The organism is Flavobacterium terrigena, assembly GCF_900108955.1.
GTDB classification, from domain to species: domain Bacteria; phylum Bacteroidota; class Bacteroidia; order Flavobacteriales; family Flavobacteriaceae; genus Flavobacterium; species Flavobacterium terrigena.
The window spans coordinates 1-26,518 of the sequence record NZ_FNYA01000003.1; the positions used below are offsets into that span (position 1 = coordinate 1).

The window sequence follows — 26,518 nt, forward strand, 5'->3', positions numbered from 1 at the left end:
GGTTGCGTTTCTCCCATTCCGCTTCCTGTAATTCTGTTTTTAGCAATTCCTTTTGAAATGATGTATTGAACCGTAGATTTTGCTCTTCTGTCCGATAATCTTAAGTTATAGTTATCTGATCCACGACTATCCGTATGCGATTTCGCATCGATAACCATGTTTGGATGTTCGTTCATTACTCTTACCAATTTATCTAACTCTTCTGCACCTTGAGCCGTGATGTTAGATTTGTCGTATTCAAAGTAAATAGCTTGTAAAATAACTTCTCTTTCTGTAATGATTGGTTTGATTGGTGTTAAACTAACCACAATCGTTTTTGGTCCGTTTTGAGATTTCTCCATTGAAGCCGTTCCGTTTTCATATCCAGATCTTGAAGCATTGAAATTATAAACTTGCTCACAATCCATACCGAACTTCGTTTCTCCCATTTCGTTTGAAACTTGGTTTCCTTTTTCGATTCCTTTGTTGTTTACTAAAGTAACACTTGCTCCAGAAAGTAATTTTCCTGATTCAGCATCTTTTACAACAACTGTTCCATCTACTCCACAAACCGCGTTAGCTTGGAAAATATCATCATTTCCATCTCTGTTACTTGAGAAGTAACCTACATTCTTTTGTAAGTTATATGAAAACGCGAAATCATCTTTTTGTGAGTTAACTGGCGCACCAAGATTGCTCGCTTTTTCGTTTGTATTGGTGTTGTATTTGAACGTATCGTATCCACCAAAACCTTGTCTTCCGTTTGATGAGAAGAATAAAATGTTATCATCTTGGATCGATGGAAAACTCTCGTTTGCTTCTGTGTTTACATTTGCTCCTAAGTTTTCTGGTGTTCCATATGTATCACCATCCACGCTTACTTTCCAAATATCTTCTCCTCCTAATCCACCTGGCATATCAGAAGAAAAATATAATGTTTTTCCGTCTTTGCTGATACTTGGGTTTCTTACTGAATACTCTTTGCTGTTAAATGGTAATGGTTTTGAATTCCCCCATTTATCTCCTTCTGCTTTTGTTGCTTTATACAAATAAATTTGACCGAATTTTAACTTTTTTGCTTTGTCCTTTTGGAATTCACTTTCGTTAAAACTTTCGCTTCCGTAGTACATTGCTGTTCCATCTGAGGTGATAGCTGCTGGTCCGTCATGCCATTTTGTATTTAGTTCTGTAACTTCTGTAGCTTGACTTAATGTTCCGTCTGCGTTTCTTGTTGCTTTGTATAAATCTAAATACGGTTGGTCGTCCATACCACTTTCTCTTCTTGCTGTGTTTCTAGCACTGGCAAAAAACACTTCGTTATTATTCGTTAAAACCGCTCCAAAATCAGCTTTATCACTACTTACATCTGATTTCACAGCCTCGTATTGCTTACTCTGATTTTTTAATTGTGCTAAATAGTTCGGATTGTTTTTAAACGCTTTCGCTCTAGCATCGTTTGGTTGCATTTTTGCAAATTGCTCCATTTGTGCATCGGCTGCTTTAGTGTTCCCTTCTGCTTTTAGCATTTGAGCATATCTAAAGTGTGTTTCTGCATCTTGTTGTGTTTCTACAGCTTTTGCATACCACGTTACCGCTTCTTTTGTATTAAAAACATTGAAGTAACTATCTCCTAATTGTTTGTATATGTATCCATCGGCTTTGCCTTTCTCAACTAATTTCGAATAAGCCTTAGCTGCATCTACATACTCCAATCTGTCGTATAATTTGTCCGCTTCTTTAGTGTCTTTATTTTGTGCCATCAATCCTGTTGAAAGAAATAACGCACCTGCTAGTATATATATATTTTTCATATGTATTTTTCTTGGTTGGATAGATTAAAAATAACGTGGTGAACGTGATACTTTTTTACTAAAGTTAACATCAAACAACAAGATTACCTCGTGAGATGATGGTGTAGTTACTTTTAAATCTGAAACGATATGATCGTATGCGTAACCAATTTTTAATGATGGTGTGATGGCATAATTTACCATAGCTCCAAAACTGTCATCTAACCTATAAGTTGCGCCAATTTCGAATTTATCATAAAACATAAAGTTTGTTGAAACATCCCAAGAAGCTGGCGCTTCAAACGATGATTTTGCCATAAAAAATGGTTTGAATTTTATGTTCTGACTGATGTCAAACACATAACCTCCTGTGAAAAAGTAGTGGCTAGTTTCATTACCGTATGATCTACCTTTATAATCTAAATGGCTAGCTTTTAACATATTAGGAACTGATAATCCAAAATAGTATTTATTAGTATAATAAAAAGCTCCTGAACCAAAATTAAAATAACTATTGCTAATATTTGATAAAAAAGCATCATCCCCAGGATCTGGTAATGTACTTGCAATTTTTGTTTGAAAATCAACATTATGCAAAGTTAATCCGGCTTTTATCCCTAAGGCTAACTTGTGCTCGCCTCCTAATTTTAAAGTGTAAGAGAAATCACCGTAAATATTGTTTTCTTCAACTGGTCCAATCTTATCTGAAATTACAGACAATCCTAAACCTACATTCTTTCCTACTGGACTATGTCCGAAAAAAGTACTTGTTGTGGGTGCATCCTCTAATTCTATCCATTGTTTTCTGTGTAAAAGCCCTAATGATAAGCTTTCTTTACTACCAGCATATGCAGGATTCATTACACTCATATTATACATGTATTGTGTATAATGTGGATCTTGCTGCGCAGATACTTCTGAAAAGAATCCAATGCTCAACAATAAACCTAAATATATTTTTCTCATATTGATGTTGTTTAATAAAAACTACTCTTTTACCGCCTTGATAAAAGAGTAGAATTATTCTCTTTCTTATTTTTGCTCTCTATTAATGTAAATCCAACCCGTTCTCATATCTCCAGATGCTAACTCAATAACATAGTAGTATGTTCCGTCTGGCATCTCGCCTCCGCCCATAAACTGACCATGCCAATCGTTATTGTAATTCGTTTTACTATAAACTTCCTTACCATATCTGTTGAAAATCTCAACCTTATTAGCAACTAACTCTAAATAATCATTAGAACCATCACCATTTGGTGAAATACCTTTTTGGATGTCGCAAGTAACATTGTTAAATAACTTAGATACTTGTGTTGAACAAACAAAACCAGATAAATTAGTAATCGTACAAGAATAAGTATCAGGACTACTTATTGCAAGTGTGCTTGAATTTGTTCCAACCACTATGTTTGAACTATTCATCCATACGAAGCTATAGTTTTGAGGATTACTAATACTAACAGATAAAACATATTCATTTCCTTCACATTGTCCTGTTATATCAAAATCAGGAGAATTAACAATTGTTACATCGAAATCACTTTGATCTGTACAGTTTGGTGTAGTAGCAGTTTGAGCAAAGATATAAATAGTTTGAGAACTTGTAATAACATCACCAGCATTCAATTGAGTTCCTAATCCATTTGCAGCAGTATGATATGAATTTCCAGGACTTAATGCTGGTAATACATATTGATCACAATAATTTACATCTGATAAAACATCAGCAACAGGCATTGCGATAGAATTTACCACACAAGTTTGAGTACTAAAACAAGTTTGCGCAGTAGTTACAGTAACACCATAAGTACCCGATTGATTAACAACAATTGAAGAAGTAATATCTGGTAATGGGTTGTTATTAAATGTCCATGCATAAGTCACATCACTTAAATTAAAGTTAATAGGATTAACAGAAATTGTATTTGATGCTCCTGCACAAAATGTTAAATTAGCAGGAATAGTAAATTGTGGCAGTGGATTAATTGTAATAACTACAGTTCCAGTTAAAGCTTGTGTACAATTTCCTAAAATTACATTAACTAAAGAATATGTTTTAGTTCCACCAGTATGGTTAAATGTTGCATTACCAGTAGTGGCATCTAAAAATATAGTTTGATTTGAAGTCCCATCATTATAAGTTACAGTAGCACCAGGAGTACCAGAGAATGTAACCGCAATAGTACCAGAACTACCTTCACAAACAGTAACGTCACTACTTGTAAATGCCGCAGTTATTGGAGCATTTATGTTTATAGTAAATGAATCATTTGCAGAACATGCTCCAGAACCAATTGCATAATCAATTGTATATGATCCTGGGGTAACTTGGTCAGTCCAAGTTATTGTTCCATTACTATCAATTGAAATATTTAGTGGATTTCCAGCTATTGAAAAACTTCCACCAGCAGCACCAGTTAGTGTAACGTTTGCAACTCCATCATTAAAACAGTAAGGAGCACTATTGTAAGTAATATCAACTGTAGGAGGTGAAACAACTTCAATTTCGAAATTTTTAATTCCAGCACAAAACGTAATTGTGTTATAAATTCTCACCCAAATAGTTTGTGGGTTAGTTACATTAGTATATGTACTTGGGTTTGGAATTACGTTTGTTCCAGCAGCAGCATCTGCTTCAGTTAAATAATAAGTAACTTGATAATCTGACGGTGTAGTAAAATTAGCCGTAACAACAGCAGTATTTTGGGTTAAATCAAATACTGGGTTTGCCGTACAAATTGTCATGTCATTTGGTTCTGGTGTTAAAAGACCTAAATCTGGGTAAAATTCTACCACGATTGTATCCTCACCTACACAAGATGACCCTACGTATTGCGCTACTAATTTGTATTCTCCTGGTAACGTAACATTTAATGTTGGCCCTGTTTGACCAGTAAGTTCAACAAATGTTGAAGTAGAAGGAGCCATGTAATACCATGTAAATCCATATGGTGGTGCTGTTAATCCACTATTAATAGTATAAGATTGACCAGCACATAAAGCACTGTTTCCATTAACTGTTAAATCAGTTCCTAAATCAACACTTCCAATATCAAATTTACTTAAGAAAACCGCACTATCAAATAATCCATCATTTCTATCACCTACAACGAATTTCATATGATAAGTTTGACCTGGTATAACCGTTCCTGTCGCAGACATTGGTATTGTATAACCTTTAAAGTTAGTTGGGTCAATTACATCTGGTAAACCATCTTGTGGGTTTCCATCACCATAAAACTTATCAAAATAAGTAGGATTAGCAGAACCACAACCTGAGTTATAATCCGTATTTCTAATTGTTGTTACTGCCACTGGAACTGGTGGAGTTGTACCAGGAATAACAGCTAAATTAGTAGTTGTACCTGTTGTTGTATTTGTCAAGAAGAACGCAAAAGCATCAGAAAATGAACATTGGTAAGTTCCGTATTCATCAGAAGCAAAGATGAAATCAAATTTTATTTGATCAGCAATTGGCACAAAATCAAATTCTAAAATTGAAGAGTTGTTATAACTATTTAACCCTGGATCTATTCCTAAAGATTGCATATAAGAAAGTAACTGAGCGTCACCTGGCCATCCAGCAGGAGCATCATTATTTCCATCATTTGGTCCATCACATTTATTTGCTTCACGTGTTGCTAAAATAATACCCTCATCTAATCCGAATGATGAACCATTTTTATTAAAATATCCAATACCATTTTGTTGACCAAAATTTGAACCTGTAGAAGACGTAATGTTTGAAACAATTCCACATGGTGAAGTAACCAAGACATCCGTTACAAGCTGTGCCACTGTATATGTTGTAGGCGCGGCGACAGTTGATGAATTTTCTGCAAAAATTGGAGGTCCCACTCTATTAATACAAACATTGAAATTAACAACTTGATTTGGAGCTGTTGGTTCAGACCAAACTCTTATATAATAGGTTTGACCGATAACAAATGCATTGTTATAACTAAAATTATTTGTATCACAGTAGAATAATGTCAATGCACCACAAGAACCAGAATAAACAGCATGACTTAAATCTGTAGTTGTACCTACAATATCATTAAAGTTTATGATATGTGTTGCCGAAGTAGCTGTAAATGAGAACCAAGTATCATCATCAGTAGTACCTCCACATGTTGAAGTAGGTAAACCCGAATTTGTAGCTCCTGTAATTGTTCCAGCTGTAGCAACTGTACAAGCCATATCAGCATTTACTGGCACAGTTAATGGTGTAGCACAATTATCATTTGTTGGTCTAGTATAAAAATTGGCTCCATTTGACCAAAAACTTGCATCTGTTGGAGAACAAATTGCTCTAACAAAGAAAGTATATGCAGTACCTGGTGTTAATGGTGTCCAAGTAAAAGGATTCGTACTAACTAAAGTTCCTGGAGTTCCTGGAGCTGGTACAGGTGAACCTAATGGTAATACCAATATTTCCCATTGTGTTGCAGTTCCTGCTTCAGTCCAGTTTAATTGAACTGATGTAGTAGTAATATTTGTTACTGTTAAAGTAGTTGGTTTTGGACATGTGATTGGTGGTGTACAATAAATTGTAGCATCCCATCCAGGACTAACTATCGTAGCATTTGACGTAAATGTAAATGTTAAACACCCACTAGCATTAGTTGCCGTAAATGAAGGTGGTAAAGTAGTTCCTGTATAAGTACCAAGAACTGGTGAAGTTGGTAAATTACCATTTCTGATCACTAAAACATCTCCAGCAGCTACATTAAACTGATTGAAAATTACTGTTACAACATCTCCTGCATTATCAGGACAAACTGTTGTAGTAACGTTGTTCTGATTGTTTGTATAATCTCCTGCTGCTCCTCCATTGTCATAAAAATGATCTCCTGCACAAAAGTGTGGAGTTGTACAGAAAGTAGCAACTGTAGACCAGAAACTAACTTCTGTTGGAGAACATACTGCTCTTACATAAACATCATAACATGTTACAGAAGTTAATCCTGTAATTATAAATGGATTTGTTCCGGCTGGTACACCCACAGAACCTGCAGTTGGTGCTGGTGAACCTGTTGGTAAAACTATAACTTCCCATTGCGTTTCTGTGGCACCATTTGCCCAGTTAACTTGGGCGTTATTATAATTAATATTAGTAATTGTCGGATTCAATGGTTTCGGACAAGGAACTAAATTTAATTTTATATTATCAATTGCAGCTGGAGGTTGATTTCCAAGTGTATTATTATTTCTCCATTCAAAAACTACACGCATCGTACTGCCAGCATAAGGAACAGCATTAAGTGTATAGTTTTGTGTTGTAAAAGTTGAAGATGAAGCAAAATCATTACCAACCTTGATTTTATTTGGAGTTGCTGGAGCTGTTGTAATTTGAGTTCCGGCAGTAATCACTGTAGAAGTTGGAACAGTCCAAACTCTAAAATAATCTGCACCAGTTTCTCCATTTGAACGCCAATCAAAAGTAAAATCTAATTGAGTAGCTCCGGCAGGAATTATAAAATCTTTATAAGCATGAGCTGTAGATGTTGCGGTAATATTATAAGTGTTTGTTGTTCCATTGGTATCAGTAACATATAGTGAATGTGTTCCTCCATTATTAATACCAGTACCTACGGCCCATTTATTTGATTGAGTTCCGTTGTTTAATGTCCAACCTGTTAATGTTTCAAGGCCATCTGTAAAGTTTAAAGCAGTAGCAACTTGAGGTAAAACAAAAGTAAATGGTCCAGCCCATGGGCTAAAATTACCATCATTACAATCTGCTCTTACATAGTATTGATAAACAACACCTGGTACTAAACTTGTAGCTAAATATGGATTAGCAGCAGGTACTCCAGGTCCAGTTGGTACACCATAAGGCGCAGGTGCTAATGCTACTTGCCATGCTATAGTCCCTGGGTTATTTGCCCATGACAAATCTGCAGAGGTAGTAGTAATATTTGTAGCCGTTAAAGCAGTTGGTTGGTTACAAAAAACGCGTTCGATATTTAAAGTATATCCAACCGTTTGATTTGCCGAACTTGAAGATATAATGATATAATATGTAGTATTCGCTACTACTGGAAATGGAAGAATAGTTCTAGGATTAGAATTATTATTTGCAACTCCAGCTAAACAAGTTGCACCAGGAGATCCTGGACACGCACTGTAAACATGTATACTTGAACTGGTATTAGTTGGTGATAATGTTATAGCAATATTCCCTGTAAATGTTGGAGTAAATGAATAAAAAACATCATTTCCTTGCATGAAATTAAGTGCCGATCCACTACAAGTTAGTGGTTGCTGAATATCATTAGAATCGATATAATTCGCCGTGTTATCATTTGTTGCATAAGGTAATAATCCAGGAACAAATGTAGCTGGGTCTAGTGGATCTGTAAGACCTCCAACTATAATTGGACCCGCACAAGTATCTCCAAAAGATGCTGTTTGAAAACTTCTTGGTCCGAACCAATCACTTGGATAATTATTTAAAGCGCCTGTACAAACTGAACGAACTTGAAATTTATATAATGTATTTGGTAATAAACCCGTAGCTAAAAAGTTAACGTTAGTATTTGCTATTGGTTGATTCGGAATATTATCAAATGTATCTGCAAAAGGAACGATTTCAACTTCCCATTGTGTAATTCCAGGAGGTGTACCCCAACTTAAATTTGCTGTTGAAGTAGATTCATTCGCTGTAGTTAATGGCCCAATTGGAGCATTACATTTTTGTACAATGTTCATATTATCAATTAACCACCTGTCACCATTGTCATTTGTCATAACAAATGCAATATAAATTTGTTGTCCTGCATAAGCTACTAAGTCAACAACTTTTTCCTCATAAACATTGGCAGTTGAAGTTAACGAAGATTCGTCCCAAGAAATAACATTGGTAAAACTTGTAGGGTTAGTTTGAGAAGTAGTTGATACTTTTATATCAAATAAACTTAATTGATTTCCACTTTGGACCGTTTTTGTAAAAAAACGTAATTGTCCATTTGCAGGAACAGTAATTAGGTTAGTAACCAACCAGTCAATAGCAAATGTCCCATCAGTAACATTTTCTCTATTAAGATATGCCGATTTACCAACACCACCATAAGTTAATGTTGCTACACTTGTTTCTGCCCAACTTGGACCGGTAGGTGATCCTGCACCTGTTTCAAAAAATGTCCATCCAGTTGGCGGGAATGTTCCTCCTTCAAAATTTTCTTGACCGAAAACATTCAAACCAGCGAACATAAACAATAATAATAGTAGTACTTTTTTCATTATATTTGTGTTTGTTTAAGTTTATATATTCATTAACAAATGTAATGAGTATATGTCCCTAAGCTAAATTAATCGATAAAATACAGTAAAAATCGATAAAAAACAGCATTGTTATTTATTGAAAATTATCGACTATTTTTGTTAATATTTTATATTTTCTATGTTAGAAATCGAAAAACATACCTTTGAAAGGACCGCTATTGTTGGGATTGTTACACAAAACCAAAATGAAGAAAAACTAAACGAATACCTGGATGAGTTGGAATTTCTGACATTTACGGCTGGTGGAGAGGTCGTTAAACGGTTTTCTCAAAAAACCGATAAACCTCATCCAAAAACATTTGTTGGAACCGGAAAATTAGAAGAGATTAAAACATATATTAAAGAACACGATATTAATTCTGTGATTTTTGATGACGAATTAACGCCTTCACAACAAAAAAACATTACAAGAGAATTAGATTGTAAGGTTTTAGACCGAACGAATTTAATCTTAGATATTTTTGCACAACGTGCCGAAACTTCTTATGCAAGAACTCAAGTAGAATTGGCGCAATGTCAGTATTTATTACCTCGATTAACAGGAATGTGGACTCACTTAGAACGTCAACGAGGTGGAATTGGTATGCGTGGACCTGGGGAAACGGAAATTGAAACGGATAGACGTATTGTTCGTGATCGAATTTCGTTACTAAAAGAAAAAATTAAGGTTATCGATAAACAAATGTCAACGCAACGAGGCAATCGTGGTGCTATGGTTCGTGTGGCTTTGGTAGGTTATACGAATGTTGGAAAATCGACTTTGATGAATGCCGTTGGAAAAAGTGAAGTTTTTGTGGAAAACAAACTTTTCGCAACACTTGATACTACAGTTAGAAAAACGGTAATTAAAAATTTACCTTTCTTACTTTCGGATACGGTTGGATTCATTAGAAAATTACCAACGCAATTGGTAGACTCATTCAAAAGTACACTAGATGAAGTTAGAGAAGCCGATTTACTATTACATGTGGTTGATATTTCACATCCAGAATTTGAAGATCATATTGCTGCGGTAAATAAGATTTTACTAGACATAAAAAGCGCCGACAAGCCAACGATAATGGTTTTCAATAAGATTGATGCTTATAAGTATGTAAAGATTGATGAAAACGATGAAACTATTGAAAAAACCACTAAGAATTTCTCACTTCAAGATTGGGAAAGAACGTGGATGAGTAATTTAGGAGAAAACAATACATTATTTATTTCTGCAACAGATAAATTAAACTTTGAAGCTTTTAGAGAAAAAATTTATAGTGCAGTAAGAGAAATTCACATCAGTCGTTTTCCTTATAATAAATTTTTATATCCAGATTATAAAGATGTTATTGAAAATGAAGACGATGAAGACGAAAATGAAGATATCGAATAAAATAAAAAAAACCAGTCAAATACTAAAATTGACTGGTTTCTTTATTTTATCCTTTAGAATTATTTCTTCTTATATAATGGAACCGCTGAACACGCTTCGCCAAACATAATACTTTTAGATACTTTCATTAGTTTTTGAATCGCTAAAGTGTAGATTTCATTTGGTACATCTTTCTTCGAACAACCTTTTAAAATTAATGGTTTCTCGAAAAATTCTGTGTAATCTAATTTGTTTAAAATGTCTTGATACCAATCGATAACCGCTATTTTCTTATCACCATGAATGACTTTTAAAGCAAAAGGCGCTAAATGAACCGCAACTAAAGTATATGCCCAAGCTGGTAATATCGCATCTTCCGAACAATATAAAGCTACATATTTATCTTCGTACAAAGACCAATCTGTATTTTTCAATTGTTCTCTAAATTCCGTTTCTTTTAAAATAAAACCACCAAACAACCATTGCGAAATGTCTAATGCAATCACATGATCATCTGGATAATAATCTTCTAAATCGAAAACTATTAACTTACTATTGGCAACTTTATTTACTATTTCACTCATTTTAGTCTCAGTTTTAACTTCGTTCCGTTCGCATTTGCTTGGGTCAGTTACAGTTTGCAATTAATTACTGCTTACCGTAAACTGATTTAAAGCATTCCTAATTCTAATTTTGCTTCTTCACTCATTAAATCTTTGCTCCAAGGCGGATCAAAAGTAATTTCTACTTCACAAGATTTAATTGTATCAATTTTTTGCACCTTTTCTTCCACTTCTTTTGGTAAAGATTCGGCAACAGGGCAATTTGGAGAAGTTAATGTCATTAAAATTTTAACTTCATTGTCTTCGTTAATCATTACATCATAAATTAAACCTAGTTCGTAAATATCAACAGGAATTTCTGGATCATAGATTCCTTTTAATGCTTGTACAACGCTTTCGCCTAAGTTTATTTCGTCTTTAAATTCTTCCATTTTTATTTTATTTTGCCACAAAGGCACGAAGGCACTATGTGTTTGTTGTTTTAATTTTTTGCTTCGAATGCCAAAGCGTACATTTTTATTTTTTTAATCATCGAAACCAAACCGTTGGCACGAGTGGCAGAAAGATGTTCTTTTAATCCAATTTCATCCACGAAATCAGTATTTGCTTCTAAAATTGCGGCTGGAGTTTGGTTGGAAAAAGCACGAATTAATATCGCAATAATTCCTTTCGTTAAAATAGCATCACTATCAGCTGAAAAAACAACCTTTCCATCCTTTTCTTCAGCATGAACCCAAACTTTAGATTGACAACCTTTAATAATATTATCTTCTGTTTTGTACTGCTCTTCAATTATGGGTAAGCCCTTACCTAATTCAATAATGTATTCGTAACGTTCCATCCAATCGTCGAACATTGAAAATTCGTCAACAATTTCGTTTTGTATTTCTTTAATATTCATTACTTATCTTGAACTAAACTTAAAATTTTATTAACTAACTTCTCCACTTCTACTGGCGGATAACCATGATCAAAACCATTGGCTGGATATTTTACACCTTTAGATTCAAAAATAATATTAGCATGTGGCGCACCATCATAATATCTTTTTTCTGTTGGCCATTTCATGTCTTTTACTTTTTCTAAATCAACAGCATTCGCTAAAGCAGAAATTTCCTTCCAATCTGCATCTGAAATTTTCATTTCACTTGAATAGGCTTTAAAATCTCTTTCTTTAGAGGTGTATAACAATTGATTTTCTACCTTAACAGCCATAAAAAACCCTCTAGTGTTTGCTTCGTAATAAATAGTTGGCACAGTGCTTTGTGTTTTGTTGTTTATAACTGCGTTTTTTACCTCTGAGCTATTTGTCGCAACACCAGAAGAATCTGTTGCTTTTTTTTGACAGTTGCAACTCGTAATTGTAATGGCGATAGTTGCTAATATTGTAAATACTTTCATATCTGTAATTTTTTTAAACATATAAGTCATATAAGTTTTTCTTTTACGAAAAGTATATGTTATGTGTTGATTAGTTCATTTAAGACAACATCATTTTTGCTTTTTTAACGGCTTCTACAAATATATCAATTTCTTCTTTAGTATTATAAAAAGCAAAACTAGCTCTTATCGTACCAGGAATTTTGAAAAAGTCCATAATTGGTTGCGCACAATGATGTCCGGTACGCACCGCTATACCTAGTTTATCTATAATCGTGCCAATATCATATGGATGAATATTTTCGATATTGAAAGAAATAACCGAAGCTTTTTTATTTAAATCCGTTGGACCATAAATCGTTACACCTTCAATTTCTTGTAATCTTTTTGTGCCGTAAATCAATAATTCGTGTTCATGTTTAGCGATATTATCAAAACCTACTTCATTCATATAATCAATCGCCGCTCCGAAAGCAATTCCACCACAAATATTTGGTGTTCCGGCTTCAAATTTATGAGGCAAATCAGCATACGTCGTTTTTTCGAAAGTCACAGTAGCAATCATTTCTCCACCGCCTTTGTATGGTGGTAATTTTCGTAACCATTCTTCTTTTCCGTACAACATTCCAACTCCAGTTGGACCACACATTTTGTGTGCAGAAGTCGCATAAAAATCAACATCCAATGCTTGAACATCTGGTTTAATATGTGGACAAGATTGCGCACCATCAATTAGAACTGCTGCTCCAACTGCATGCGCTTTTGAAATAATTTCTTCAATAGGATTTAGAACACCTAAAGCATTTGAAATATGATTGCAACAAACTAATTTGGTTTTGTTTGATAATAATTTATCGTATTCTTCCATAATTAATTCACCATGAATACTCATAGGAATTACTTTTAAAGTTGCACCAGTGTGTTCACATAACATTTGCCAAGGCACAATATTACTGTGATGTTCTAATGCCGAAACAATAATTTCATCTCCTTTTTGTAATAAAGAAGCAAAACCATTCGCAACTAAATTGATACTTTCTGTTGTTCCAGAAGTCAAAATAATCTCGTAAGAGTGTTTCGCATTAAAATGTCTTTGAATTTTGAAACGCGCTTCTTCATAAGCATCCGTTGCTAATTGACTCAACGTGTGAACTCCACGATGAATATTAGCGTTATATTTTGAATAATAATCGACAATACTATCAATTACTACTTGAGGTTTTTGCGAAGTCGCACCGTTATCAAAATACACTAATGGTTTTCCGTTTACGGTTTGTGACAATATTGGAAATTGTGCTCTTATTTTCTGAACATCGAACATATCATAACTATTTGTGGCAAATTTACGATATGATTATTTAAAATAGGAATAAATAAAGATTAAAATCTAGTTAAAAATGCAATTTTTGAATTTACTTAAACAAACTAAACGCACAGTTTGTCATTTCGCCGTAAAGGAGAAACGTAAGTTCAGCGAAGCTAAATCTCATAAAGTATTTAGATTGTGTGATTTCTCCTTAGTCGAAATGAAAAAACAAAAAAACCAGTTAAACACTTAAATTTAACTGGTTCTATTACTATTATATTGTTCTTATGCTTCTTTAAAACATCTTTTATTAAATACGATCAAAATACCAAATCCTGTTGAAATGGCTACATCGGCAATGTTAAAAATGGCATTGAAAAAAGTAAATGGTTTTCCTCCAATAAGCGGCACCCATTCTGGCATTGGAATATCTTTAATAATTGGAAAATATAACATATCTACTACTTCACCGTGAAACCAAGTTCCGTAAGGTTCGTTCGAAAACATTGTCGCAACTTGACTAGAACTATCGTTAAAAATTACTCCGTAAAATACCGAATCGATAATATTTCCAACAGCTCCCGCTAAAATTAAAGTAATCGCGAAAGTTAAATAATTAGATAGACCTTTTTTGATAGAATCATTTAACCACCAAGAAATTCCTCCGACAGCAAAAATTCTAAAAACAGTTAAAAACAATTTTCCATATTCACCTGGAATTTCTGCACCCCAAGCCATACCTTCGTTTTCCACAAAGTAAATTCTGAACCAATCGAACACCTTTACTTGTTCGTTAAGATAGAAATTCGTTTTTATATATAATTTACTTACTTGATCAATTAATAAGATTAGAAATACAAATAAATAGGCTTTTTTTAAGTTCATTTTTTTATGGTTTGTGCAAAAGTAGGAATTTTAACTAATAAAAAACGCCCCATAAGGAGCGTTTATATATTTATTAACGTTTTTAACGCTGTAAATTTTTGGCTTCGATGCTCATAGTGGCGTGAGGAACAATTTTTAATCTTTCTTTATTGATCAATTTTCCTGTTACTTTACACAAGCCATACGTTTTGTTTTCAATACGTATTAAAGCGTTTTTTAAATCGCGAATGAATTTTTCCTGACGAATAGCTAATTGCGAGTTCGCTTCTTTACTCATTGTTTCACTTCCTTCTTCGAAAGCTTTAAACGTTGGCGAAGTATCGTCAGTTCCATTATTTGAATCATTTAAATAAGCACTCTTTATCAAATCTAAATCGATTTTAGCTTTATCTAATTTTGAATTGATTAGCTCTCTAAATTCTGCTAATTCTGCATCTGAGAATCGTATTTTTTCATCTACCATAATTTCGATTATTTTGAAATTAATATTATTGTTTTTAGCTCATCAAACTCAATTTCCGTACCATTATTGATTTCTGATACAAAAATTAGTTCATTTGTAAGTGTTTCTGATTTTATGTACGATAAATTTGCGGTTACGGCTTGTTCAATGATATCATTATTTTGAATCTGAACTTTAATCTTATCTGTAACTTCAAAACCAGAATCCTTACGGATATTTTGAATTCTATTGACTAACTCTCTCGCTATCCCTTCTTTACGTAATTCATCAGAAATTGTAATATCTAATGCAACTGTAATTCCGTTCGAATTGGCTACTAACCAACCTGGGATATCTTGAGACGAAATCTCTACATCTTCGATTGTTAAAGTAATACTTTTTTCTGAACTAACAATTGTTATTTCGCCCGTTTTATCTAATTCATTTATCTGTTCTTGCGAAAAAGCTTGTATCTCTTTGGCAATCAAGCCCATGTCTTTACCAAAACGTGGTCCTAAAGCTTTAAAATTTGGCTTAATTTGCTTCACTAAAACGCCAGAAGCGTCTTCTAATAATTCTATTTCTTTAACGTTAACTTCCGCCTTAATTAAGTCTTCAATCGCTAAAATTTCCGCTTTGAAAGTCTCATCAAGTACTGGAATCATTACTCTTTGTAAAGGTTGACGTACTTTAATCATTTCCTTCTTACGTAATGATAAAACTAATGAAGAAATCGTTTGCGCCTTCTGCATTCTGCTTTCTAGTGATTTATCAACAAAGTTTTCAACTGAAATAGGGAAGTTTGCCAAGTGAATACTTTCAAAACTTTCCTTGTTAGTCGTGGCATTCAGGTCTTTATATAGCCTATCCATAAAGAATGGCGCAACTGGTGCCGATAATTTAGCAACCGTTTCTAAACAGGTATAAAGCGTCTGATAAGCTGCAATCTTGTCTTGTGCGTACTCACCTTTCCAGAATCTACGGCGACATAAACGAACATACCAGTTACTTAAATTCTCTTGTACGAAGTCGGAAATAGCTCTTGTTGCACGTGTTGGTTCATAGTCGGCATACGCTTCATCCACAAGTTGAATTAAAGTATGTAATTCCGATAAAATCCAACGGTCAATTTCTGGTCTTTCTGCTAATGGAACTTCCGCTTCACTATACGTAAAACCGTCAATATTCGCATATAAACCAAAGAAAGAATACGTATTATACAAAGTTCCGAAGAATTTTCTACGAACCTCAGCAATTCCTTCTAAATCGAATTTTAAGTTATCCCACGGATTGGCATTTGAAATCATGTACCAACGTGTGGCATCTGGACCATATTCTGCTAAAGTATCAAACGGATCGGCAGCATTACCTAAACGTTTCGACATCTTTTGTCCGTTTTTATCTAACACTAAACCATTAGATACTACATTTTTATACGCTACTTTATCGAAAACTAATGTCGAAATAGCGTGTAACGTATAAAACCAACCACGAGTTTGGTCTACTCCTTCTGCAATAAAATCGGCAGGAAAATCTTTGTTTTCGTCAATTTTATCTTTGTTTTCGAAAGGATAATGCCATTGTGCATAAGGCATCGAACCAGAATCAAACCAAACATCAATTAAGTCGCTTTCACGGTTCATTGGTTTGCCTGAAGCGGATACTAATACGATTTCATCAACTACATTTTTATGTAAATCAACCAAATCGTAATTTGATTCTGCCATGTTTCCAATTTCGAATCCTTTGAATGGATTTTCGGTCATGAAACCAGCGGCAATTGCTTTTTCAATTTCGTTATATAACTCTTCTACAGAACCGACACAGATAGTTTCCGTTCCTTCTTCATTTCTCCATAACGGTAATGGAATTCCCCAATATCTTGAACGAGATAAGTTCCAATCGTTTGCGTTTTTCAACCAATTTCCGAAACGACCTTCACCAGTTGCTTTTGGCTTCCAGTTGATGGTTTCGTTTAAGTCGAACATTCTATCTTTAACCTCAGTTACTTTAATAAACCAAGAATCTAACGGATAATATAAAATTGGCTTGTCTGTTCTCCAACAATGTGGATAACTGTGCACATATTTCTCCACCTTAAAGGCTTTATTTTCTTCTTTTAATTGGATGGCGATTTCAACATCAACTGAACGTTCTGGCGCTTCTCCATCATTATAATATTCGTTCTTTACGTATTTTCCAGAATATTCACCTAAATTTTGGATAAATCTTCCTTGTAAATCCACTAAAGGAACTGCATTTCCATTTTCGTCTAAAACCAACATTGGTGGTACTTCTGGTGTAGCTTCTTTAGCTACTTTCGCATCATCAGCTCCGAAAGTTGGGGCAGTGTGAACTACTCCAGTTCCATCTTCCGTAGTAACGAAATCTCCAGAAATTACTCTAAATGCATTTTCAGGCGTTTGATATGGTAACGCTAATGGCAATAATTGTTCGTAACGAATTCCAACTAAATCAGCACCTTTTGCTTCAGCTAAGATTTGATATGGAATGTTTTTATCACCTTCTTTGAAATTTTCGAAATCAGAAGCTTCAATTGAAGCAAAAAATCCTTTTCCGAATTGTTTTCCAATTAAATTCTTCGCTAAAATTACTTTTACTGGTCGGAATGTATATTGATTGAAGGTTTCAACTAAAACGTAATCGATTTTTGGTCCAACCGTTAAAGCCGTATTACTTGGCAATGTCCAAGGTGTTGTTGTCCAAGCTAAGATATGAACCTCTCCAAAATTCTGTAAGAAACTTGGAAGCGTTTCATTTTTGGTTTTAAATTGCGCTACAACAGTCGTATCCGTAACATCACGATAAGAACCTGGTTGATTGACTTCGTGAGAAGACAAGCCTGTTCCTGCTTTTGGTGAATACGGTTGGATAGTGTAACCTTTGTACAACAAATCTTTATTATAAATTTGTTTTAGCAACCACCAAACCGATTCCATGTATTTAGATTTGTAAGTCACATACGGATCTTCCATATCGACCCAATAACCCATTTTTTCGGTCAAGTCATTCCACACGTCTGTATAACGCATAACGGTTTTTTTACACGCTTCGTTATATTCTGTAATGGAAATGGTTTTTCCGATATCTTCTTTGGTGATGCCTAATTCTTTTTCGGTACCTAATTCTACAGGTAAACCGTGAGTATCCCAACCTGCTTTACGCTTTACTTGGAATCCTTTTTGAGTTTTATAACGACAAAAAATATCTTTAATCGCACGCGCCATCACGTGGTGAATTCCAGGTAATCCGTTTGCCGAAGGTGGTCCTTCAAAAAACACATACGGTTGGTTTCCTTCACGAGTAGTTACACTTTTTTCAAAGATGTTATTTTTTTTCCAAAAATCAAGAACTTCTGATGCTACTGTTGGCAAGTCAAGTCCTTTGTATTCAGTAAATTTTGTGCTCATTTTGTCGCTTTCTAAAATCAATCTGCGAAAGTAATGATTTAAAGATAAAAGGCAAAAGGTAAACGATAAAAGTTGCTTATACAGGAATAAAAAAAACCATCACTTTTGAGACAAGTAATGGTTTTTAAAAAATTTGTTCGATAAAATAGTTCTTCTTGACTAATTCCATTTTAATTTCTGATGTTAATTACAATCCATTTTGCTAAAGTTCCATCATATACTAACTCCAATGTACCTACTCCAGAAGTGGCTGTTGCAGAACCTAAGGTATCAATAGTATTTGCAGGTATTGAAGAACTCATACTGTTGATGGTAAGATTTACGGGGTTGGAATTATAAATTATAATATGTCTTCCGTCTGTTCCACCTGAAATGCCTGAAATCGTAAAATTATGAGCAGCGGCTAATCTGAAAATAACCACATCAGCATTTGCGCCATTTAAGTCATAATTCATGTTGTCAAAATTTTGATTGGGAGCAGTTGTTGTGATTGGAATGTTGGCAATTTTATATCTTGTTGGGGATCCAGCTCCAGTAGCAGATAACTCATTGTCTTTTAATAACAATCCGTCTCCGACTTTTATTGAAGTGACATCGCCTTGAGCACAATTTCCCAATAACTGAGTTGAAGTAGTGGTGTTGTTAGTATTTGTGACACGTAAATTTCCTTGTACGTGTAAAGTTGCTTGAGGATTAGTAGTTCCAATACCAACTTGTGCAAAATTGAATTGTGTGAAAAGTAATAAAATGATGCAAGGGGCTGTTAGGGGGAGTTTTTTTATCATAATCATTATTTTTTAACGTTTATGATATGAAATTAATAATATTATGTTAAAAAAACATTAATTGTTCGGTACAAAGCATTTAAAATAGTTAAATGTCAACAAACAGAGTTAAACGTTAATAAAAAATCGACAAATAGCACACAATCATCTGTTTTACAGTATTTTAATAAAAATAAAATCCCCCAATTGTAATTGAGGGATTTAAAATTATTGAACATGTTTTTTTGTGAGCACTTTTCCAGAACTTAAAACGACCCTAATTAGTAGGGTTTGAGTTTGAGTAGTTAATTTATTGATCTGAAAAGTATTTAGGTTAATGTTTTGAAAATCGTATAGTTTCCTTCCTAAAACATCAAATACCAATATTTCTTTAATGTTTTCATGGGAAGATTTTATAACGGTTTCATTTGAATTGGAATACACTAAAATATCACTTTCATCATTAATTGATAATAAGTCATTTTTATAAACAACTTGAAATCTATCTGAAAAATCTCCAGATTGAGAAGTAAAACTATAAGGGCTTTGTTTCAAATCATGAATTGTTGCTGTATAATTGTCTTTTAAGTAGATGTTTTGGGATGTGAAGATTCCATCTGCATTTTCAAACGATATAGAATATGTTCCGCTTTGATTAATTTTCAAACCTAAAGGAACCACATCAGTATCTATAAAAGGCAATTCTCGACCTTGAATAACATATTTCAGATTATTAATAAGATTATATAGTAGCGACTGAGATGCATCCAAAATCAAACCATCTGAAGCATCAATGGCGTTTGTAGCACCGTCAATATAACCCAACAAAATTTGGTTGTAATTATTGTTTTCATCGTTTAGATTTAACCAAATTCTATGTTTCTCTTCAGCAGTATTTGTTTTAAAAAATTGTGGACTTGCAGAACCAAAAGTGCGCTGACTGTTATTAAAATTTGCTGTTCCACCAGTCGCGGTGTTTACAAAAAATCCTTGTCCAACTTGAATATAATCTAAAGGAATGGCGCCTCCAGCTGCTGATGCAACTCCTCCTAAAACAGTAAAAGCTGCGTAATTATTAACTAAATATAAACCTCCAACCGCTGCCGCTGTATGTGTCCAATAGTAAAGTGTATTGATATTTGAATTGTTTGATAAAAATACTCTCGCATTTAAAGGTGAAGGATACGGATTTCCTAATAAATTATAACCTATTCCAAGTGTTTGTGAAACATTGCCGTTAAACGGAACGCCATTAAATTCTCCATTGTAAACAGTTGGAATTATTGACGACCAATTGTTATCTACACGAATCATATAGCCTTTTCCTTGCACAAAATTATTTGTTGGTACAATGGATTGATAAGCAGTTGCAGTGGTCATACCTGTTGAAAGATATTCGTAAAATCGTGTTGGCAATGTGTTTGGAGAAAACGCTAGTAATTGTTGGTTTATAACTGGAGATGACCAAGCGGTATAATCTTGTCGGATTTGCGGTGTAGAATTTCTCTTAATTTTAATATTTCCTGTATTGGCACTCGAATTAATTTGAAGTAAACTCGCATTGTTTTCAAAAGTTAAACTCGCACCAGGAGCAACCACTACGGCATTAGTGACTTCCAATGTGTGATTGGTTCTAAAAACCACATTAGCGGTTCCGCTTACATTCACACTACAAGCTTCCACAATTCCGTTTGAAGAATAATCACCTGTAAAATTTACTTCTTTATTGCTTGATGGTAATCCGTTACTCCAAGTAGTTCCGTTCCAAGTAGTTGATAAATTTCCGCAAGGTAAAACCAAATTAATGGTATAATCTTCTGCTTCTGACGGATTTGAAGCATGAATTGCTCCACAAAAAACAGTTGGAGTTCCGGTTTGCATACATTCCACTCGCATTCTAGTAGCCCCAATTGTGATGGTATTTGGAACTGTAAAATTGAGTACACAAGTTGTTGCACTTGCTGCTATTAAAGAGGAAGTAAATGCTACTCTTTCACCCGAATCAGCAAAATCACCATCTCTATTATAATCTATCCAAACAGAAAAACCACAAGTTCTTGCCCCATTTCCAATAGAAGGTTTTGTAAAAGTGATATTATATGAAGTTCCTGCTGAAAGTGAAGTTGAAATTCCTGTAAAATCGGAATACGAATTATTTCCTGAAGCGTTGTTAATTGTATTTAATAAAACATTAGAAATATAATTATGTCCGGCTGTACTAATTCCACTGACTGCACAATAGGAATTGGAAGCCGTCGTAAAATTTACAAGTAAGGAATAAAGCGAAACATTTTCTAAACACACTCTTCGTATTTGGGTTTCATAGTTTGTGCCTGGTAATAAATCGGTAATAACAATGGTATTAGAAAGACTTGTAACATGTGTCCAATTTAAAGTTCCAATTGGTCTGTATCTAATTTCAACTGTAGCTAAAGTTGGATTGTTCCATTGCAAAGTTGCTGTTGTATTTGTTACTGTTGGAACCGACAATCCAGTTGGCGTTATAAATGCAGGATTGTTATTTACGGTAACGGTTGCCGAACAACAACTTTCTCCACCTTGGTTGTCAACTACAGTTAAATAGACCGTTTGAGGTGAGCCAACATGCGAACAATTAAACGTATTTTTATCTAAAGTGTATGAAACAATTGTACCATCATCTGTAGAATTATTATTGACTTGACTTGGTAATATTGCAACCGAACCGTTTACATCTAAAACCGCATTTACATTCTGACAATTCGCAATTGGTGGACTTGTAACGGTTGGTCCGGTATACTGAATTTTTACAATAACACCAGGATTTACAATAGTTACAGCTGTTGAGCCGGAAGGTCCAGAAGTGCTACCAGAATTATCAGTTATTGCATAAAAAGTTACGCCATCTGGATCAAGTGCTACATCTCTGTATCTATCATTGGAAGAATGGAAAATTTCATACGTATCACCAACAACAGAATTACCATCTGGTGCTAATTTTGCTCTATAAATTGTTCCTTTCTTTAAGGTCGGAATTAATAATGATCTTCCCCAATTTGGGATTTTATTTAATTCGTAAATATCAATACTTGCTGGTGCAACAGTTGGCCAACCCAAAAAACCACCAGTAGGAACAACCGAAACGGTGCTATTATAGGTTCCAATTGGAGGCATAAAATTAGCTGACGGTCCATTTGGATAGGAATTATATTCCGTAAGTGGAGTGACACCAGCCGCACAAACATCATCTGAAAAACTTCCAGCATTACATGGTGAAGCGGTGCTCCAATTGCAATAGGTATAAGCCATATTATCATAATAACCTGCAATTTGTGGCCATCCATAATTTTTTGCTGGAATAATTTTATTCAATTCGTCATCAACTTTTGCCCCGTGTTCAGAAGAAAATAAAGTTCCGTCTTGCGCAAAAACAAGTCCTTGCGGATTTCTATGTCCATAAGTATACACGTGACTTTTAACACCTGCTAAAGTTGGATTATCTGTAGGAATAGTTCCATCTGTATTTATTCGTAAAATTTTACCCGGATAATTGGCATAATCAGTAGTAGATGTAGGTAGGTTTTGAGCTAAAATAGGCGAACATGCATTGGCAAATTGATTGTTTCCCTGATCTCCAATAGAGTAGTATAATTTTAAATCGGGTCCAAAAATTAATCTTCCCGAATTATGATCATTACTGGCTGGCATTCCTTGTAATAATGTCAATTCACTTCCCAATGTTTTTGTCGCATTATTAAAGGTAAATCTAGAAATTCGCAATTTTCTTCCACCACTGTTATAAGTGTAAGCAATAAAAACATAGTTATTGGTTGTAGTGGCAATATTGGTGTAGAGTTCTGGATGAATAGCAAAACCTAAAAGCCCATCTTGACCACCCGCTTGATATACTTGAGCCGACAAATCTATCATAGTAAAAATGGCGCCAGTAGTTTTATTCACCCGAACCATTTTTTTTCCAACTCTTTCCGTAATCCACAAAAAACCATCTGGTCCGTAGGTAATTTCTGTTGGAAAATTCAGAGCATTGTTTGGTGTTAAATTTGAAACTGACCAATTTGAACCACTAGTAACTGGCGGTTGAGCAAAATTGTAACTTGTGACAAACACAAATAAAAAGAAGTAGATTTTTCTCATAGATTTAGGATTTATGAAGAAAAGCGGGGCTGATTTAAACTATAAAAAATCCCATAGCTTAAACTTTGAAATAAAGTTACTTCTTTTTTTTAATTTATCAACAAAAATTTAGTTTACTTGAAATTATTTCACAAATAACCTATAAAATATGATTTTTATTTAAGTTTTTAAGTTTTTGTTAAGAAATAACATTTTAAGAATTTAGAGTGTTTTTAACTGAAAATTTCCTTTAATACTTCTAATGAATTTGGTCTTTTAAAACCCTGTAAATGAATCGAATAGTAATCTAATAATATCTTTAAAAGCACTTGTCTTTCTTCTTTATGAAAGTTCTTTTGTGTGTCTTCAAACCTTAAATTGATCAATTTCTTCAATAAAAGCGTTTCGTGCTCGTTTAAACAACTTGTGCCTTGAAATGGTGAAAAAACACCATCAATCATTTCAAAATAAGCCGCTTCGGTTTCTTGCATTTGAGGATAGAAACCTAAAAACTTAGTTAATTGCAACAGAAAAATAAGGTGAAAATTTGAAATGGTATCGTGCGTATCTAACCACATTAAAGAGGTTTCTATGAAAGAGAATAGGTTTTCATTTTTCTCTTCTTCAAAAATACTATTATGTAAGACTTCCGACAGAAAAAGAACCATCGAACTTTTAACAATATCTGTATTTATATTTTGATAATTGTAAGCGAGTTTAACTTCTTTAAAATGTTCTAAAGTGCCTTTATTTTTATGATTGGCTTCTATTTCTAGAATATTTAAAGGTTGGAAATAAGCTATTTTTTGATTCGATTTTTTAGAAGAAAAAGCACTTGGAATGAAGTACGATTTTAAGCCATCAGATTGGGTAAAGCATTTTACAATTAAACTTTTTTCTTGATACTTAATCGCGCTTAAAACAATGGCTTGCGTTTTAATTTGCATTATCTAATTACCATTATTTTTTTCACGGTCGTTTCTGCAGCATCACTAGAAGTAACAAAAACCATGTAGACACCAGAAGCCACTTTATATTTCCCGAAAGCCGTTGTATCCCACTCTACAGTTCCGCCAGAAGAAGTGGTTTCGAAAACTAAATTTCCCTCAATATCTGTGATTTTTAGATTGACTTTATCCATCAATCCTGATATTTTCACTGTTCCTGAATATCCTGGACGAACTGGGTTTGGATAAGCATAAACATTTTGTAGATCGTCATCCCCTTTTGTAGAAGTACCTAAAAAGGAAACCAAACCTTTATCTGTAGCGAAAAATACTTCTCCAGAAACCTCATCAATTTCAATATCTAAAACATTATTACTAGGCAATGGCGAATTATCTTTCGTAAATCTTCGCAATGTAGTTTGTCCGTTTGGACTCACTTGAAACACTCCAGCATCGGCAATGGAAACCCATTTATTATTTGAACCATCCACTTTAATATCTTGAATTACTTGCTGATAAAATAATTCTTGAGCTAAATCGCCTTCTTGAATTACAATATTCGTTGTTGTGAGTTCACTTTCAGAAATAAATCTATCTACACTATTTAAAATTCGTAAACCTGTAAAAGTACCAATCCATAATTGGTTTCTGTTATCCACAGCCACACAACGCACGTCATTACTTGGTAAATTGCTTTCTTCTTGGTTAATTACAATGTACTTATTGTTATATTTTTCGTTAAAAGCGATGACACCACGACCATAAGTTGCTACCCATTTTGTGCTATTTTTGTCGATATCAATATTTCCATATTGAACATATTCTGGACTTTGTACAATTGTGCTTAAATCAAACGATTGCCAAGTATTATTACTTTTTAAAACCTTGATACCTTTATTGACTAAGGCGTTTGTAAGCCATAAATTTCCGTCTTTATCATATTTCATTCCGTTTATTCGAACTGAAATATAACCCGGAGCCCAACCAACTGATTCTAAAAAATTAGTTTGGTTATATAGAAAAGCATTGGCTTTATTTGTAAACTTTAACATACCGCTATGACCAGAAGCTACAAAAACTTCATTCAAATTTCTAGGATTTTGGGCAACAGCTGCTAAAGAAACAGCACCTTGAAGTTCTGTCGTTGGTATTTTTCCCCAACCATTGTTTTTATTGAAAATACTAATGCCTTGAAATTTATAATTTGGATCATAAGTTCTATCATATGCCCCATGAGTTAGCCACAAATCATTAGAGGTTTTTGTGACTTTAAAAGCATAATCTTCAATAGGTCCGTTTGGTGAAATATTTGTAAAAACGGTTGGATTAACAACAGTAGTTTCAAACAATCCGCTTTTTTTTGTGCCAATATATAATTTATCGTTTTTAGTAATAGCACAAGTAAATGAATCAGGGAAATTAGGAATTTGATACACAATACTAACTAAAGCAAAACTCTGATTATAAACCAAAATTTGCCATTGATTACTAATAGTTAAATAAGTGTTATCCGTTCTTAATTTTAAACCTGAAGCAACCTGATTTGAAAATTGTTGTGGCGTGTTTCCTAAAAATCTGTAGGTGTATCCATCCGTATTCATAGCTGCTAATTGATTGTTAAACGTAACAATACTTAGCCAATTTGATGAGTTAAAAACAGACCATTGCGAAAAATTATATAAAAAAGGATTGCTCAAAGTGGCTTTTTTAATTCCTTGATTTCTAGTCACGGCATAAATTTCGCCGTTAAGAATAGTGGTTTGCAAAACGTCAATATTCTCACCCGTATTACCAATGTAAAAACTAACTTCTATTTCGAAATTAGACAGTTTAATCACGGTAATTCCGTACTGTGTTGAAACGTATACTTTCCCATTAAACTCGTAAAAATCATTTATTCTTTTACTGTTGGCCGAAACTTGTACTTCTGAAATAATATCTACTTTGTTTAAAGTTGTCCCATCCGGTTTAATGATAATTATTAAACCGTTTTTATTACCAACTAAAGTATACTTGTTTGAAGTTTGAAAAACGGCCGTAATTTCATCTGGTTTTACATCATTTACCGAAGTAAAAGTGGTTAAAATATTAGTAGAAACATCTTTGTTGAAAACCGAATTTTTAGTACTAGAATGCACTTTACTAGGCGAAATACAGACATCTGTAATTTCATTATACGAAAAATAACCTTTCCATAGTTTCTGTTGTGAAAAAGAAAATAGCGTAACGCTTAAAAAAAAATAGGAAAGTAATTTTTTCATTTTTAATAATAATTTG

At 33.8% G+C, this 26,518-nt stretch carries 16 protein-coding genes; 1 reads left to right on the top strand and 15 read right to left on the bottom strand.

The genetic code is table 11. The annotated features are described in order from the left end of the window. From BMX42_RS06630 to BMX42_RS06640, 3 genes are all read right to left on the bottom strand, one after another. Window positions 1-1,790 (bottom strand): OmpA family protein (locus BMX42_RS06630; protein WP_091310947.1); only part of this gene is annotated, 1,790 nt, incomplete at its 3' end. A 24-nt stretch (window positions 1,791-1,814) separates the two neighbouring features. Further along, window positions 1,815-2,735, bottom strand: coding sequence for a PorP/SprF family type IX secretion system membrane protein (locus BMX42_RS06635; protein ID WP_091310950.1), 921 nt, complete (start codon window positions 2,733-2,735; stop codon window positions 1,815-1,817). Between the two features lie 66 nt (window positions 2,736-2,801). Beyond that, the gene (locus BMX42_RS06640; protein ID WP_091310953.1) at window positions 2,802-9,017 is read right to left on the bottom strand and encodes a choice-of-anchor L domain-containing protein; all 6,216 of its coding nucleotides are present in this window, start codon (window positions 9,015-9,017) and stop codon (window positions 2,802-2,804) included. A 160-nt stretch (window positions 9,018-9,177) separates the two neighbouring features. Here BMX42_RS06640 and hflX point away from each other — a divergent pair, with 160 nt between their 5' ends. Further along, window positions 9,178-10,431, top strand: a complete 1,254-nt coding sequence (gene hflX / locus BMX42_RS06645; RefSeq protein WP_091310955.1) for a GTPase HflX — start codon at window positions 9,178-9,180, stop codon at window positions 10,429-10,431. Between the two features lie 59 nt (window positions 10,432-10,490). On the opposite strand, the gene BMX42_RS06650 is transcribed toward hflX, so the two are convergent. The 12 genes from BMX42_RS06650 to porZ form a co-directional block, all read right to left on the bottom strand. Continuing rightward, window positions 10,491-10,994, bottom strand: a complete 504-nt coding sequence (locus tag BMX42_RS06650; RefSeq protein WP_091311735.1) for a DUF2480 family protein — start codon at window positions 10,992-10,994, stop codon at window positions 10,491-10,493. 86 nt (window positions 10,995-11,080) lie between these two features. Then, a complete protein-coding gene (locus BMX42_RS06655; protein ID WP_091310958.1) occupies window positions 11,081-11,404 on the bottom strand; it encodes an SUF system Fe-S cluster assembly protein in 324 nt (107 codons plus the stop codon). Between the two features lie 50 nt (window positions 11,405-11,454). Continuing rightward, window positions 11,455-11,874, bottom strand: a complete 420-nt coding sequence (locus BMX42_RS06660; RefSeq protein WP_091310961.1) for a SufE family protein — start codon at window positions 11,872-11,874, stop codon at window positions 11,455-11,457. Then, window positions 11,874-12,374 carry an uL22 family ribosomal protein gene (locus BMX42_RS06665; RefSeq protein WP_143055611.1) on the bottom strand — a complete coding sequence of 167 codons (501 nt, stop codon included), beginning with the start codon at window positions 12,372-12,374 and terminating at the stop codon, window positions 11,874-11,876. The genes BMX42_RS06660 and BMX42_RS06665 overlap by 1 nt, the downstream gene beginning before the upstream one ends. A gap of 79 nt (window positions 12,375-12,453) precedes the next feature. Further along, window positions 12,454-13,674 (bottom strand): aminotransferase class V-fold PLP-dependent enzyme, encoded by a 1,221-nt coding sequence (locus BMX42_RS06670; RefSeq protein WP_091310967.1) that lies wholly within the window; start codon window positions 13,672-13,674, stop codon window positions 12,454-12,456. Window positions 13,675-13,944: 270 nt separating this feature from the next. After that, complete coding sequence (locus tag BMX42_RS06675; protein WP_091310969.1) at window positions 13,945-14,544, bottom strand: lipoprotein signal peptidase; 600 nt, start codon at window positions 14,542-14,544, stop codon at window positions 13,945-13,947. Window positions 14,545-14,626: 82 nt separating this feature from the next. Continuing rightward, entirely contained in the window at window positions 14,627-15,007 is a 381-nt protein-coding gene (locus BMX42_RS06680; RefSeq protein WP_091310973.1) for a TraR/DksA family transcriptional regulator, read from the bottom strand. Window positions 15,008-15,015: 8 nt separating this feature from the next. Next, window positions 15,016-18,417 (bottom strand): isoleucine--tRNA ligase, encoded by a 3,402-nt coding sequence (gene ileS, locus BMX42_RS06685; protein ID WP_091311739.1) that lies wholly within the window; start codon window positions 18,415-18,417, stop codon window positions 15,016-15,018. Window positions 18,418-18,587: 170 nt separating this feature from the next. After that, window positions 18,588-19,202: a hypothetical protein gene (locus BMX42_RS06690; protein WP_143055612.1), complete on the bottom strand. Its 615-nt coding sequence runs from the start codon at window positions 19,200-19,202 to the stop codon at window positions 18,588-18,590. 207 nt (window positions 19,203-19,409) lie between these two features. Beyond that, entirely contained in the window at window positions 19,410-23,315 is a 3,906-nt protein-coding gene (locus BMX42_RS06695) for a PQQ-dependent sugar dehydrogenase (protein WP_091310981.1), read from the bottom strand. 212 nt (window positions 23,316-23,527) lie between these two features. Continuing rightward, on the bottom strand, window positions 23,528-24,241 hold the full coding sequence (gene recO, locus BMX42_RS06700; protein ID WP_091310984.1) for a DNA repair protein RecO: 714 nt from the start codon (window positions 24,239-24,241) through the stop codon (window positions 23,528-23,530). Beyond that, window positions 24,241-26,502 (bottom strand): type IX secretion system anionic LPS delivery protein PorZ, encoded by a 2,262-nt coding sequence (gene porZ, locus BMX42_RS06705; RefSeq protein WP_091310988.1) that lies wholly within the window; start codon window positions 26,500-26,502, stop codon window positions 24,241-24,243. The genes recO and porZ overlap by 1 nt, the downstream gene beginning before the upstream one ends. Between the last annotated feature and the right edge of the window lie 16 nt (window positions 26,503-26,518).